Source organism: Pantoea hericii, assembly GCF_014155795.1.
GTDB classification, from domain to species: Bacteria; Pseudomonadota; Gammaproteobacteria; order Enterobacterales; family Enterobacteriaceae; genus Pantoea; species Pantoea eucalypti.
This window is the reverse complement of record NZ_SCKV01000008.1, coordinates 1-12,735: the sequence shown is the minus strand read 5'-3', so window position 1 is coordinate 12,735 and position 12,735 is coordinate 1. Positions and strand designations below refer to the sequence as shown.

Genomic DNA, 12,735 nt, shown 5'->3' with positions numbered 1-12,735 from the left:
TTTTTTATGAGGCCATAATCTGTTCGAGCTGTTCCTGTGCTTCCAGCCACGCCATCTCAACCTCTTCCAGCGCAGATTTACTTTCCGCCTGCCGCTTGAGTGCAGTGGTCAGGTCCGCTTTTCGGCTCTGATCATAAATCGCACTGTCTGCGAGCTGCGCTTCGGCATCGGCCAGCTGGCTCTGCCATTTGCTCATCTGCTTTTCCAGCTTCTCTATCTCTTTGCGCAGCGGCTGGGTCTGGGTGCGCAGTTCGGCATCACGTCGCTTTTGATCTTTACGCGCCTGGGCGCTGTTACCGTTATCCAGTTTCGGCGCGGCATCCTGTTGCGCCTGCTGTTTCTGCAGATCGCTCAGCCACTGCTGATAATCTTCGAGGTCGCCCTCAAACACATCCACTTTGCCATCATGCACCAGATAGAGATCGTCCGTGGTCGCGCGCAGCAGGTGACGGTCATGCGAGACCACCACCAGTGCACCTTCGAAGTCGATCAGCGCTTCGGTCAGCGCCTGGCGCATATCAAGATCCAGGTGGTTGGTTGGTTCATCGAGCAACAGCAGGTTAGGGCGTTGCCAGACAATCAGCGCCAGCACCAGTCGCGCTTTCTCACCGCCGGAGAAGCGCTCAGTGTTCTCCGTGACTTTGTCGCCGCGGAAATCGAAGCCGCCCAGATAGTCGCGCAGCTGCTGTTCCAGCACGTCAGGCGCAATGCGCGACAGATGCTGCAGCGGTGACTCATCGGCCCGCAGGTACTCCAGCTGATGCTGGGCGAAGTAACCAAGCTTGATCCCTTTCGCCAGCCCCATCTTGCCATGCATCGCCTCCAGCTCACCTGCCAGCAGCTTAATCAGGGTGGATTTACCGGCTCCGTTACGTCCCAGCAGGCCGATGCGTGAGCCTGGCACCAGGTTGAGCTTGATCGCGTCGAGAATGATGCGATCGCCATAACCTGCGGTGACCTTCTCCATCTTCATCAGTGGATTAGGCAGGTTTTCCGGCTTGCGGAAGGTGAAGCTGAATGGATTATCAACATGGGCGGGCGCAATCATCTCCATGCGCTCCAGCATCTTGATGCGGCTCTGTGCCTGCTTCGCCTTGGTCGCCTGGGCGCGGAAGCGATCAATGTAGCTGTGCAAATGCGCGACTTTCTCCTGCTGACTCTCATACAGCGCCTGCTGCTGAGCCAGCTTGGCGACGCGCTGCCGTTCAAAGGAGCTGTAGTTGCCGGTATATTCGAACATCGACTCCTGTTCGATATGAATAATTTTGTCGATGACCGGATCGAGGAAGTCACGATCGTGCGAGATCAGGATCAGTGTGCCTTCATAACTTTTCAGCCAGCGCTCCAGCCAGATCACCGCATCGAGATCGAGATGGTTGGTCGGTTCATCCAGCAACAGCAGATCGGAACGGCAAATCAGCGCCTGTGCCAGATTGAGGCGCATGCGCCAGCCACCAGAAAAGTCGCTGACCGGTCGTTGCAACTGCTCCTGACTGAAGCCCAGGCCGTGCAACAGGCTTGAGGCGCGCGCATGAATGCTCCACGCCTGCACCGCGTCCAGCTGGCCATGCAGCAGCGCAATGGCATTGCCATCGTCACGCAGATTGGCGTCCGCCAGCTCGGCTTCAAGCTGACGAAACTGGCGATCGCCATCAATCACGTACTCCAGCGCGGCTTTATCCAGCGCTGGCGTTTCCTGATTCACCCAGGCCAGCGCCCAGTGAGCGGGGAACGTGACGGTGCCGGCATCGCTGGTGATTTCACCTTTTAACAGCGACAGCAGCGTGGATTTGCCACAGCCGTTTTTACCCACCAGCCCGACCTTCTGACCGGGATTAATGGTGGCGGTGGCATTGTCGAGCAGGACGCGGATGCCGCGGCGAATTTGTAAGGCTGAGAAGACAATCATGTAAGCGCCGTATCGTCAGAATATGTTAATTTACTGGCAACATAATGAGATTTTGCTGCGTCGTGCATGGTAGCTGAAAACCGCACCAATGACGACGCTTTGGAGGGAAAGGATGTCGCAGCCACCCAGGGTTTTGCTGCTTTATGCTCATCCGGAATCACAGGATTCGATCGCGAATCGGATTTTGTTACAGCCGGCTCAGGCACTGGAACACGTCACCGTGCACGATCTGTACGCGGCCTATCCGGATTTTTTTATCGATATTCATCATGAACAACAGTTACTGCGCGAACATGACGTGATCATTTTTCAGCATCCGCTCTATACCTACAGCTGTCCGGCATTGCTGAAAGAGTGGCTGGATCGGGTTCTGTCCCGCGGCTTCGCCAATGGCGTGGATGGCAATGCACTTGAAGGTAAATACTGGCGCAGCGTGGTGACGACCGGCGAACCGGAAAGTGCCTTTAAGCAGCAGGGTCTGAACCGCTATTCGCTCAATGACATTATGCGGCCTTTTGAGCTGACCGCCCGGATGTGCCGTATGCACTGGATGCCGCCGATGATTGTTTACATGGCACGTCGTCAGAGTCCTGAATTATTGAAAAATTACGCCCGCGCTTATGGTGACTGGCTCGCGGCACCGCTGCTGAATGGAGGGGTATAGATGGAAGGGCAAACGCTGCTGACCGCGGGGGTGATTTATCTGGTCGCGGCGGTCTTGATTGTACCGGTGGCGGCTCGCCTCGGTATTGGTGCAGTTCTGGGTTATCTGGTGGCGGGTATCGCCATCGGCCCGTGGGGATTAGGTTTTATCAGCGACGTCGACGAGATTCTTCACTTCTCTGAGCTCGGCGTGGTTTTCCTGATGTTTATTATCGGGCTGGAGCTGAACCCGGCAAAGCTGTGGGCGCTGCGCCGCTCCATTTTTGGGGTTGGCGCGGCGCAGGTCATCTTCTCCGCAGCCATTCTCGGCGGCTTATTGTGGCTGACCCATTTTAGCTGGCAGGCGGCGATCATCGGCGGGATTGGCCTGGCGATGTCCTCGACCGCCATGGCGCTGCAGCTGATGATGGATAAAGGCATGAACCGCAGCGAAGCGGGTCAGCTGGGCTTTTCGGTGCTGCTGTTCCAGGATATCGCGGTTATTCCTGCCTTGGCGCTGATCCCGCTGCTGGCCGGGACCGACAGCGGCCATATCGACTGGATGAAGGTTGGCATGAAAGTGCTGGCGTTTGCCGGCATGCTGGTAGGCGGACGCTATCTGCTGCGACCAATCTTCCGTTACATCGCCGCATCGGGCGTGCGCGAGGTCTTTACCGCGGCGTCGCTGCTGCTGGTGCTGGGTTCCGCGCTGTTTATGGATGCGCTGGGCCTGTCGATGGCGCTGGGTACGTTTATTGCCGGGATCCTGCTGGCGGAGAGCGAATACCGCCATGAGCTGGAAGTGGCTATCGACCCGTTCAAAGGTTTACTGCTGGGCCTGTTCTTTATTTCGGTAGGCATGGCGCTCAATCTCGGTGTGCTCTATACCCATATTGTGACCATCCTGCTGGGTGTGGTGACGCTGGTGGCGGTGAAAACAGGGGTGCTCTATGTGCTGGCGCGCATTTATGGCCTGCGCAGTTCAGAGCGACAGCAGTTCGCGGGTGTGCTGAGTCAGGGTGGTGAGTTCGCCTTTGTGCTATTTTCAGCGGCATCCTCGGCAAAGCTCTTCTCAGGCGAGCAACTGCCGATGCTGCTGGTGACGGTGACGCTGTCGATGATGACCACGCCACTGCTGATGAAGGGAGTCGATCGTCTGCTGGCACGCCGCTTCAACGAGACGGATGAAGATGCAGAAAAACACTTTGTTGAAGATGATCAGCCACAGGTGATTGTGGTGGGCTTTGGTCGCTTCGGTCAGGTGGTGGGACGCTTGTTGATGGCGAACAATAAACGCATCACCGTGCTGGAGCGCGACATCAGTGTGGTAAGTCTGATGCGGAAATATGGCTATAAGGTCTATTACGGCGATGCGACCGAACTGGAGTTACTTCGGGCAGCCGGTGCAGCCAACGCGCAGTCAATTGTCATCACCTGCAATGAACCGGAAGATGTGATGACGATCGTGCATCTGTGCCAGCAGCATTTTCCGCAGCTGCAGATTCAGGCGCGCGCCCGTGGCCGCGTCGAAGCCCATGAGCTGTTACAGGCAGGCGTCACGCAGTTCTCGCGCGAGACCTTTTCCAGTGCGCTGGAGCTGGGACGTAAAACATTGATGACGCTGGGGATGCATCCGCATCAGGCGCACCGCGCCCAGCAACATTTCCGCCGGCTTGATATGCGGATGTTGCGTGAGCTGATGCCTAATCTCTCTGAAAGTGCGGCGCAGGCTTCACGAGTCCGTGAAGCACGGCGTGAACTGGAAGATATCTTCCAGCGCGAAATGCAGCACGAGAAGCGGCAGTTCGACGGCTGGGACGATGACCAATAATCTCTTAAAACAGGCAGAAGCTAATGCGTAAACGTTTTATTGCCGGTGCGACATGCCCGCACTGTCAGGAAAAGGACACGCTGGCGATGTGGCGTGAAAATAATGTTGATGTGGTGGAGTGCGTGAAGTGTGGTCATCAGATGCGCGAGGCGGATAAGCAGGCGCGCGATCAGGTTCGCTCAAATGAACAGGTTATTGGCATTTTCCATCCTGAGTAGCGGAATCGGGCAGCTTTTTTTACGCTTGAACTTACAGCGGGATTGAATTCCGTTACAATTACCGCCATTAAGGCTTAAGTCGCAAGAGAATGTGAAATCCCTCTTGTACTCAGCCCCGAACCTTTCTGGTTGGTGTTATTGCACGCAAGAATAGACCAATGAGACGGGATCTCAGCTCTCAACGGTTAGGAGATATCATGAAAGTAGCAAAAGACCTGGTGGTAAGCCTGGCCTATCAGGTACGTACAGAAGACGGCGTGTTAGTTGACGAGTCACCGGTGAGTGCACCGTTAGACTACCTGCACGGTCATGGTTCCCTGATTTCTGGTCTGGAAAATGCGCTGGAAAACCACATTGCCGGCGACAAGTTTGACGTGCATATCCCGGCAAACGATGCTTACGGTCAGTATGACGACAACCTGGTGCAGCGCGTTCCTAAAGACGTGTTCATGGGTGTTGATGAACTGCAGGTTGGCATGCGTTTCCTGGCAGAGACCGATCAGGGTCCGGTGCCAGTAGAAATCACTGAAGTTGAAGATGAACACGTCGTGGTTGATGGTAACCACATGCTGGCGGGTCAGAACCTGAACTTCAACGTTGAAGTGGTTGCTATCCGTGAAGCCACACCAGAAGAACTGGCTCATGGCCATGTTCACGGTGCAGATGGCCATCATCATGACCACGATCACGGCCATGATCACGACCACGACCATGATCACGGTAAAGGCGGTTGCGGAACTGGCGGTTGCGGTTGCAGCCACTAAGTCTCAACAGTCCTTTAAAGGCCACCTCCGGGTGGCCTTTCTTTTGGTCGTTACTCTGGTTCAGCCCGGCTGAACCGGGGCCAGATGGCCCGCGATCAGTAGTGCGGGGGCGGCGTCTCTTCAGACTGTGAGGCGACCATCGAGGGCGCATTCGCTTTGAGCTTGTCAGTTAAAATGCGCATCTGTTCACGCATTTTATTCATCTCAAGCTCATGCTGAACCACTGCGCTGTTTAGCTGATCGATCGTCATCTCCTGAAAGGCCAGTTTACTCTCTAACGTCTCCAGACGCTGTTCCCACTCAGATTGTTGCATGACCTGTTCCTCTGTTAAGGTGCGACTCGGGGCGTGATTCTACGACCTGAATGCCAGGAATCACCTGTTTTTTTCACTACCTCCAGCGTTGCGCTTGAAAAAAGGCTGCGCGGCATCATCTCTGATGAAACTTCCCGATGTTATAAAGGTCGGAGGTAGACCGGGTAATTACATTGTGGGAGTGTTCGCCACTGCCACGTAAAGTTATAGTGTGGACCCTGAAGTCCGCAATGTTTCCCGAGGTTAGACGCTTCGGTTTTGGAGAATGGATGAAATCACTGTTTAAAGTCACATTGTTAGCTACCACCATGGCTGTTGCACTGAATGCTCCGCTGGCAATGGCGGCAGATACCGCTGCGGCCCCACAGGCTGCACCCGCTGCTGCGCCACAGTCCGCGCCACAGGCACCTAAGAATGCTGCTTTCAAAGATGAAGACCAGCAGTCTGCCTACGCACTGGGTGCTTCACTGGGTCGCTACATGGACAACTCCCTGAAGGAGCAGGAAAAACTGGGCATCAAACTGGATAAGCAGCAGCTGATTGCTGGTGTTCAGGATGCATTTGGTGGTAAGAGCAAACTGTCTGATGAAGAGATTGAGCAGACGCTGCAATCCTTTGAAGGCCGCGTGAAAGGCGCAGCCTCAGCGAAAATGGAAAAAGATGCGAAAGAGAACTCTGAAAAGGGTGAAGCGTTCGCGACCAAATTTGCTAAAGAGAGTGGCGTGAAGAAAACCGAAAGCGGCCTGCTGTATAAAGTTGAGAAAGAAGGGACCGGCGACGCACCTAAAGACAGCGATACCGTAGTGGTGAACTACAAAGGTACGCTGATTGATGGTACTGAATTCGACAACTCTTATACCCGTGGTGAGCCACTCTCGTTCCGTCTGGATGGTGTTATCCCAGGCTGGACCGAAGGTCTGAAGCATGTGAAGAAAGGCGGCAAGATCAAGCTGGTGATCCCACCAAATCTGGCTTACGGCAAAAATGGCGTTCCGGGCATCCCGGCTAACTCCACCCTGGTATTTGATGTTGAACTGCTTGATATCAAACCAGCGCCTAAAGCAGATGAAAAAGCACAGGCGCCTGCGCCTGTTGCGGCAGAAAAAGCGCAGTAATCTGCTGACCGCCGCCTCCGGGCGGCGGTTTCATTTTAGCTTCACGACAAACCTCTGGCATAAGCCGACGACATTTGCCAGACTAATGCCTGCCTAATTATCCCAATATTGAGTCTGCCCATAAGCCGCTGTGACAGGCTCCAGCCATTCAGGGTGATACTCTTCAATGTCTAATCCATTCAATCCGGGTGAACTGAGCGACTTCGATCTTCTGGAGCAGCGCCCGTTCGAACAATCCGATTACGATATTCTGAAATCGTACGAGGCTGTCGTGGATGGCCTGGCGATGCTGATCGGCTCGCATTGTGAAATTGTCCTGCATTCGCTTGAAGATCTTAAGTGTTCGGCCGTACGTATCGCCAATGGAGAACACACCGGTCGTAAAGTCGGTTCGCCTATCACTGATTTAGCCCTGCGTATGCTGCACGACATGCATGGCGCGGACAGCAATGTCTCCCGTGCCTATTTTACGCGCGCCAAAAGCGGCGTGCTGATGAAGTCTGTCACCATTGCGATTCGCAACCGTCAGCAACGGGTCATTGGCCTGCTCTGCATCAACATGAACCTTGATGTGCCGTTTTCACAAATCATGTCGACCTTTATGCCACCCGAGATGCAGCAGGTTGACTCCAATGTCAACTTCGCCAGTTCGGTTGATGATCTGGTGATGCAGACGCTGGAGTTCACCATTGAAGAGGTGAGTGCTGACCGCAATGTATCGAACAACGCCAAGAATCGTCAGATTGTGCTGAACCTGTATGAGAAGGGGATCTTCGACATCAAAGATGCCATCAACCAGGTTGCGGATCGGCTGAACATTTCGAAACACACTGTCTATCTCTACATCCGTCAGTTTAAAAATGGCGACTTTGTGGGACAGGATCGGTAATGCGCTACACCCTGATGGTGACCGGCCCGGCTTATGGGACGCAACAGGCGACCAGTGCATACCTGTTCGCCCGTGCACTGCTGACGGCGGGCCATCAACTCGACAGCGTGTTCTTCTATCGCGAAGGGGTGCTGAATGCTAACCAGCTCACCGCGCCTGCCAGTGATGAATTTGACCTTGTACGTGCGTGGCAGGCCTTGCATCAGGAGCACGGTGTGGCATTGAACATCTGTGTCGCGGCCGCGCTGCGTCGCGGCGTCAGCGATTCGCAGGAAGCGGACCGGCTCCAGCTGGCGGGCAGTAACCTGCAGCCGGGTTTTACCCTGAGTGGGTTGGGTGCGCTGGCGGAAGCCGCGCTGAGCTGTGAACGCATGGTGCAGTTCTGATGAATCGTGTCGCATTTGTTTTTACCCGTGCGCCGCACGGCAGCAGTGCAGGGCGCGAAGGGCTGGATGCCGCGCTGGCCACGGGCGCGCTCAGTGACGATATCGGCCTGTTTTTTATTGGTGATGGCGTATTGCAGCTTAATCTTCATCAGCAACCAGAGACGATTAAGAGCCGTCACTATGCCGCGACCTTTGGCGTGCTGCCGCTGTATGACATTGAACAGTGCTATCTCTGCCAGGACTCCCTGATTGCGCGAGGGTTAAAGGTTGACGCTGACCGGTTGCTGGATGTTACCCTGTTGGACGCGCCGGCACTGCGGCAGATGCTGGCCAGCTACGATCGCATTCTTACTTTCTAAGAGACGTTAATGCTGCACACTTTAATGCACTCACCGGCCTACAGTGATCTTGATACTCTGCTTTTAATGGCGGGCGCCGGAGATGACCTGCTGCTGTTGCAGGATGGAGTGCTGGCCGCCTTAACCGGAAGCCGTGCATTAATGCGGCTCTCAGAGAGCGGCCTGACGCTGTGGGTGCTGGACGAAGATGTTCAGGCTCGCGGTCTCGCTGGACAAATTTCGAGCAGCGTACAGTCAATAGACTATAATGGCTTTGTCACGCTAACGATCAGGCATCAGCAACAAATCGTGTGGTAATCGGCTAAAACCTGGTTATTTCTTGACACCCCTTTGACTCAGCCCTAAAATTCTGCCTCCTCGTAATTCTACGAGGCGATTTATTACGTGTTTACGAAGCAAAAGCAAATCCAGGAGCTATTTAATGGCAACAGTTAACCAGCTGGTTCGCAAACCACGCGTCCGCAAAGTTGCAAAGAGCAACGTGCCGGCGCTGGAAGCTTGCCCGCAAAAACGTGGCGTTTGTACTCGTGTGTACACCACCACTCCTAAGAAACCAAACTCCGCACTGCGTAAAGTCTGCCGTGTGCGTTTGACCAACGGTTTTGAAGTTACCTCCTACATTGGTGGTGAAGGTCATAACCTGCAGGAACACTCCGTGATCCTGATCCGTGGCGGTCGTGTAAAAGACCTGCCAGGTGTGCGTTACCACACCGTTCGTGGCGCGCTTGACTGCTCAGGTGTTAAAGACCGTAAGCAGGCTCGCTCCAAGTACGGCGTGAAGAAGCCAAAGGCTTAATGGTTCTCCGTTAAGTAAGGCCAAACGTTTTAAATTAAATGTCATAATAAACTCATAGAGTTTTGGACAATCCTGAATTAACAACGGAGTATTTCCATGCCACGTCGTCGCGTCATTGGTCAGCGTAAAATTCTGCCAGATCCTAAGTTCGGATCAGAGCTGCTGGCCAAATTTGTAAATATCCTGATGGTAGATGGTAAAAAATCTACTGCAGAATCAATCGTTTATACCGCGCTCGAGACCCTGGCTCAGCGTTCAGGTAAAAACGCACTGGAATCTTTTGAAGTAGCCCTGGAAAACGTGCGTCCGACTGTCGAAGTTAAGTCACGTCGCGTTGGTGGTTCTACTTATCAGGTACCAGTTGAAGTCCGCCCGGTTCGTCGTAATGCTCTGGCAATGCGCTGGATCGTAGATGCTGCTCGTAAACGCGGTGATAAATCAATGGCTCTTCGCCTGGCGAACGAACTTTCTGATGCTGCAGAGAACAAAGGTACTGCAGTGAAGAAACGTGAAGACGTTCACCGCATGGCAGAAGCCAACAAGGCGTTCGCACACTACCGTTGGTAATTACCACGTAGTTAAACCAGCGGGCGCTCAATCAGCCAACCCGCTGGGGTCGACTTACCTTGAACGCCCGAGAATCAGAGGAATCAAATGGCTCGTAAAACACCCATTGCCCGCTACCGTAACATCGGTATCAGTGCGCACATCGACGCCGGTAAGACTACCACTACCGAACGCGTTCTGTTCTACACCGGTGTAAACCACAAAATCGGTGAAGTACATGACGGCGCAGCAACCATGGACTGGATGGAGCAGGAACAGGAACGTGGTATTACCATCACTTCCGCTGCGACCACCTGTTACTGGTCTGGTATGGCAAAGCAGTTCGAACCACACCACATCAACATCATCGACACCCCAGGACACGTTGACTTCACCATCGAAGTTGAACGTTCTATGCGTGTGCTTGATGGCGCGGTAATGGTTTACTGTGCAGTTGGTGGCGTTCAGCCACAGTCTGAGACCGTATGGCGTCAGGCTAACAAATATAAAGTTCCACGCATTGCGTTCGTTAACAAAATGGACCGCATGGGTGCTAACTTCCTGAAAGTTGTTAAACAGATGGAAGTTCGTCTGGGCGCGACTCCAGTTCCTCTGCAGCTGGCTATCGGCGCAGAAGAGAAATTCACCGGTGTTGTTGACCTGGTGAAAATGAAAGCAATCAACTGGAACGACGCAGATCAGGGTGTAACCTTCGACTACGAAGATATCCCAGCTGATATGCAGGAACTGGCTGAAGAATGGCATGCGAAGCTGGTTGAAGCCGCTGCTGAAGGCTCTGATGAGCTGATGGAGAAATTCTTCGGTGGTGAAGAACTGACTGAAGAAGAGATCAAAACATCTCTGCGTAAGCGTGTTCTGAACAACGAAATCATCCTGGTAACCTGTGGTTCTGCATTTAAGAACAAAGGTGTTCAGGCGATGCTGGATGCAGTTGTTGAATATCTGCCAGCACCGACTGACGTTACCGCGATTAACGGTATGCTGGACGACGGTAAAGACACGCCGGCTGTTCGTCACTCTGATGACAACGAGCCGTTTGCTGCACTGGCGTTCAAAATCGCTACCGACCCATTCGTGGGTAACCTGACGTTCTTCCGCGTTTACTCTGGTGTTGTTAACACGGGTGATACCGTATTCAACCCGGTTAAATCAAACCGTGAGCGTCTGGGCCGTATCGTTCAGATGCACGCTAACAAGCGTGAAGAGATTAAAGAAGTTCGTGCGGGTGATATCGCAGCTGCGATCGGCCTGAAAGATGTGACCACTGGTGACACCCTGTGTGACCCAGATAACGTCATCATCCTTGAGCGCATGGAGTTCCCGGAGCCGGTAATCTCTATCGCCGTTGAACCGAAAACCAAAGCTGACCAGGAAAAAATGGGTCTGGCTCTGGGCCGTCTGGCGAAAGAAGACCCATCATTCCGCGTATGGACTGATGAAGAATCTAACCAGACCATCATCGCTGGTATGGGTGAATTGCACCTCGACATCATCGTTGACCGTATGAAGCGTGAGTTCAACGTTGAAGCGAACGTGGGTAAACCACAGGTTGCTTATCGTGAAGCGATTCGTAACAAAGTTACCGATGTTGAAGGTAAACACGCCAAGCAGTCTGGTGGTCGTGGTCAGTACGGTCATGTTGTTATCGACATGTACCCACTGGAGCCAGGTTCTAACCCGAAAGGTTACGAATTCGTCAACGATATCAAAGGTGGTGTGATTCCTGGTGAATACATCCCTGCGGTTGACAAAGGTATTCAGGAACAGCTGAAATCAGGCCCTCTGGCCGGCTATCCGGTTGTGGATCTGGGCGTGCGTCTGCACTTCGGTTCTTACCACGATGTTGACTCCTCAGAACTGGCGTTCAAACTGGCCGCGTCTATTGCCTTCAAACAAGGCTTTAAACAAGCGACACCAGTCCTGCTTGAGCCTATCATGAAGGTTGAAGTTGAAACGCCAGAAGAGAACACGGGTGATGTCATCGGTGACCTTAGCCGTCGTCGTGGTATGCTTAAAGGGCAGGAATCTAACGCTACTGGCGTTCAGATTCACGCTGAAGTTCCGTTGTCTGAGATGTTCGGATACGCAACTCAGCTGCGTTCTCTGACCAAAGGTCGTGCTTCTTACTCCATGGAGTTCCTGAAGTATGACGATGCGCCGAACAACGTAGCGCAGGCCGTTATTGAAGCTCGTAGCAAATAAGCTACGGTTTAAATTTGAACTGATGCCTTCACCTAAAGGGTGAAGGCACAACGTAAGGAATTATCGCCATGGCGAAAGAGCAATTTCAGCGTAACAAACTGCACGTAAACGTGGGCACCATCGGTCACGTCGACCACGGTAAAACCACCCTGACTGCAGCTATCACCACCGTACTGTCTAAAACTTACGGCGGCCAGGCTCGTGCATTCGATCAGATCGATAACGCACCAGAAGAGAAAGCACGTGGTATCACCATCAACACTTCACACGTTGAGTATGAAACCCCAACCCGCCACTATGCGCACGTTGACTGCCCAGGCCACGCCGACTATGTGAAAAACATGATCACCGGTGCTGCGCAGATGGACGGCGCGATCCTGGTTGTTGCTGCGACTGATGGCCCAATGCCACAGACCCGTGAGCACATCCTGCTGGGTCGTCAGGTTGGCGTTCCTTACATCATCGTGTTCCTGAACAAGTGTGACATGGTTGATGATGAAGAGCTGCTGGAACTGGTAGAAATGGAAGTTCGTGACCTGCTGTCAGCATATGACTTCCCAGGCGACGACACTCCAATCGTTCGTGGTTCTGCTCTGAAAGCGCTGGAAGGCGAAGCTGAGTGGGAAGCGAAAATCATCGAACTGGCTGAGCATCTGGATAACTACATCCCAGAACCACAGCGTGCGATCGACATGCCGTTCCTGCTGCCAATCGAAGACGTATTCTCAATCTCTGGCCGTGGT

General features: G+C 53.5%; 15 protein-coding genes. 13 read left to right on the top strand and 2 right to left on the bottom strand.

The window, feature by feature from the left end; genetic code table 11:
- Window positions 1–4: 4 nt before the first annotated feature.
- Complete coding sequence (locus H7K52_RS16585; RefSeq protein ID WP_003852931.1) at window positions 5–1,909, bottom strand: ABC transporter ATP-binding protein; 1,905 nt, start codon at window positions 1,907–1,909, stop codon at window positions 5–7.
- Between the two features lie 112 nt (window positions 1,910–2,021).
- Here H7K52_RS16585 and kefG point away from each other — a divergent pair, with 112 nt between their 5' ends.
- The 4 genes from kefG (at window position 2,022) to slyD (ending at window position 5,364) form a co-directional block, all read left to right on the top strand.
- A complete protein-coding gene (gene kefG, locus H7K52_RS16580) occupies window positions 2,022–2,573 on the top strand; it encodes a glutathione-regulated potassium-efflux system ancillary protein KefG (RefSeq protein ID WP_003852930.1) in 552 nt (183 codons plus the stop codon).
- A complete protein-coding gene (gene kefB / locus H7K52_RS16575; protein ID WP_003852928.1) occupies window positions 2,574–4,382 on the top strand; it encodes a glutathione-regulated potassium-efflux system protein KefB in 1,809 nt (602 codons plus the stop codon). It begins immediately after the preceding gene.
- A 23-nt stretch (window positions 4,383–4,405) separates the two neighbouring features.
- Window positions 4,406–4,600, top strand: coding sequence for a YheV family putative zinc ribbon protein (locus tag H7K52_RS16570; protein ID WP_003852926.1), 195 nt, complete (start codon window positions 4,406–4,408; stop codon window positions 4,598–4,600).
- Window positions 4,601–4,797: 197 nt separating this feature from the next.
- Complete coding sequence (slyD, locus tag H7K52_RS16565) at window positions 4,798–5,364, top strand: peptidylprolyl isomerase (protein ID WP_003852924.1); 567 nt, start codon at window positions 4,798–4,800, stop codon at window positions 5,362–5,364.
- 95 nt (window positions 5,365–5,459) lie between these two features.
- On the opposite strand, the gene H7K52_RS16560 is transcribed toward slyD, so the two are convergent.
- On the bottom strand, window positions 5,460–5,678 hold the full coding sequence (locus H7K52_RS16560) for a SlyX family protein (protein WP_003852923.1): 219 nt from the start codon (window positions 5,676–5,678) through the stop codon (window positions 5,460–5,462).
- 269 nt (window positions 5,679–5,947) lie between these two features.
- Here H7K52_RS16560 and fkpA point away from each other — a divergent pair, with 269 nt between their 5' ends.
- The 9 genes from fkpA to H7K52_RS16515 all read left to right on the top strand — a co-directional run.
- Window positions 5,948–6,793, top strand: coding sequence for an FKBP-type peptidyl-prolyl cis-trans isomerase (gene fkpA, locus H7K52_RS16555; protein WP_182630236.1), 846 nt, complete (start codon window positions 5,948–5,950; stop codon window positions 6,791–6,793).
- A 166-nt stretch (window positions 6,794–6,959) separates the two neighbouring features.
- The gene (locus tag H7K52_RS16550; RefSeq protein WP_003852919.1) at window positions 6,960–7,682 is read left to right on the top strand and encodes a helix-turn-helix transcriptional regulator; all 723 of its coding nucleotides are present in this window, start codon (window positions 6,960–6,962) and stop codon (window positions 7,680–7,682) included.
- Window positions 7,682–8,068 carry a sulfurtransferase complex subunit TusD gene (tusD, locus tag H7K52_RS16545; protein ID WP_008926259.1) on the top strand — a complete coding sequence of 129 codons (387 nt, stop codon included), beginning with the start codon at window positions 7,682–7,684 and terminating at the stop codon, window positions 8,066–8,068. The genes H7K52_RS16550 and tusD overlap by 1 nt, the downstream gene beginning before the upstream one ends.
- A complete protein-coding gene (gene tusC / locus H7K52_RS16540; RefSeq protein WP_008926258.1) occupies window positions 8,068–8,427 on the top strand; it encodes a sulfurtransferase complex subunit TusC in 360 nt (119 codons plus the stop codon). Before tusD ends, tusC begins: the two co-directional genes overlap by 1 nt.
- Window positions 8,428–8,436: 9 nt before the next feature.
- Window positions 8,437–8,724, top strand: coding sequence for a sulfurtransferase complex subunit TusB (gene tusB / locus H7K52_RS16535; protein ID WP_003852914.1), 288 nt, complete (start codon window positions 8,437–8,439; stop codon window positions 8,722–8,724).
- Between the two features lie 124 nt (window positions 8,725–8,848).
- A complete protein-coding gene (gene rpsL, locus H7K52_RS16530; RefSeq protein ID WP_003852912.1) occupies window positions 8,849–9,223 on the top strand; it encodes a 30S ribosomal protein S12 in 375 nt (124 codons plus the stop codon).
- A 96-nt stretch (window positions 9,224–9,319) separates the two neighbouring features.
- Window positions 9,320–9,790, top strand: a complete 471-nt coding sequence (rpsG, locus tag H7K52_RS16525; RefSeq protein ID WP_003852909.1) for a 30S ribosomal protein S7 — start codon at window positions 9,320–9,322, stop codon at window positions 9,788–9,790.
- Between the two features lie 87 nt (window positions 9,791–9,877).
- Window positions 9,878–11,992, top strand: coding sequence for an elongation factor G (gene fusA / locus H7K52_RS16520; protein ID WP_003852908.1), 2,115 nt, complete (start codon window positions 9,878–9,880; stop codon window positions 11,990–11,992).
- A gap of 68 nt (window positions 11,993–12,060) precedes the next feature.
- On the top strand, window positions 12,061–12,735 hold a 675-nt coding region (locus H7K52_RS16515; RefSeq protein WP_182630235.1), incomplete at its 3' end, for a GTP-binding protein.

Bases quoted from the DNA above. Each gene is read 5' to 3' on its own strand.
- H7K52_RS16585 (WP_003852931.1), bottom strand. From the start codon at position 1,909: ATGATTGTCTTCTCAGCCTTACAAATTCGCCGCGGCATCCGCGTCCTG.
- H7K52_RS16570 (WP_003852926.1), top strand. From the start codon at position 4,406: ATGCGTAAACGTTTTATTGCCGGTGCGACATGCCCGCACTGTCAGGAA.
- H7K52_RS16560 (WP_003852923.1), bottom strand. From the start codon at position 5,678: ATGCAACAATCTGAGTGGGAACAGCGTCTGGAGACGTTAGAGAGTAAA.
- kefG (WP_003852930.1), top strand. From the start codon at position 2,022: ATGTCGCAGCCACCCAGGGTTTTGCTGCTTTATGCTCATCCGGAATCA.
- rpsL (WP_003852912.1), top strand. From the start codon at position 8,849: ATGGCAACAGTTAACCAGCTGGTTCGCAAACCACGCGTCCGCAAAGTT.
- slyD (WP_003852924.1), top strand. From the start codon at position 4,798: ATGAAAGTAGCAAAAGACCTGGTGGTAAGCCTGGCCTATCAGGTACGT.
- H7K52_RS16550 (WP_003852919.1), top strand. From the start codon at position 6,960: ATGTCTAATCCATTCAATCCGGGTGAACTGAGCGACTTCGATCTTCTG.
- kefB (WP_003852928.1), top strand. From the start codon at position 2,574: ATGGAAGGGCAAACGCTGCTGACCGCGGGGGTGATTTATCTGGTCGCG.
- fkpA (WP_182630236.1), top strand. From the start codon at position 5,948: ATGAAATCACTGTTTAAAGTCACATTGTTAGCTACCACCATGGCTGTT.
- tusD (WP_008926259.1), top strand. From the start codon at position 7,682: ATGCGCTACACCCTGATGGTGACCGGCCCGGCTTATGGGACGCAACAG.
- tusB (WP_003852914.1), top strand. From the start codon at position 8,437: ATGCTGCACACTTTAATGCACTCACCGGCCTACAGTGATCTTGATACT.
- fusA (WP_003852908.1), top strand. From the start codon at position 9,878: ATGGCTCGTAAAACACCCATTGCCCGCTACCGTAACATCGGTATCAGT.
- tusC (WP_008926258.1), top strand. From the start codon at position 8,068: ATGAATCGTGTCGCATTTGTTTTTACCCGTGCGCCGCACGGCAGCAGT.
- rpsG (WP_003852909.1), top strand. From the start codon at position 9,320: ATGCCACGTCGTCGCGTCATTGGTCAGCGTAAAATTCTGCCAGATCCT.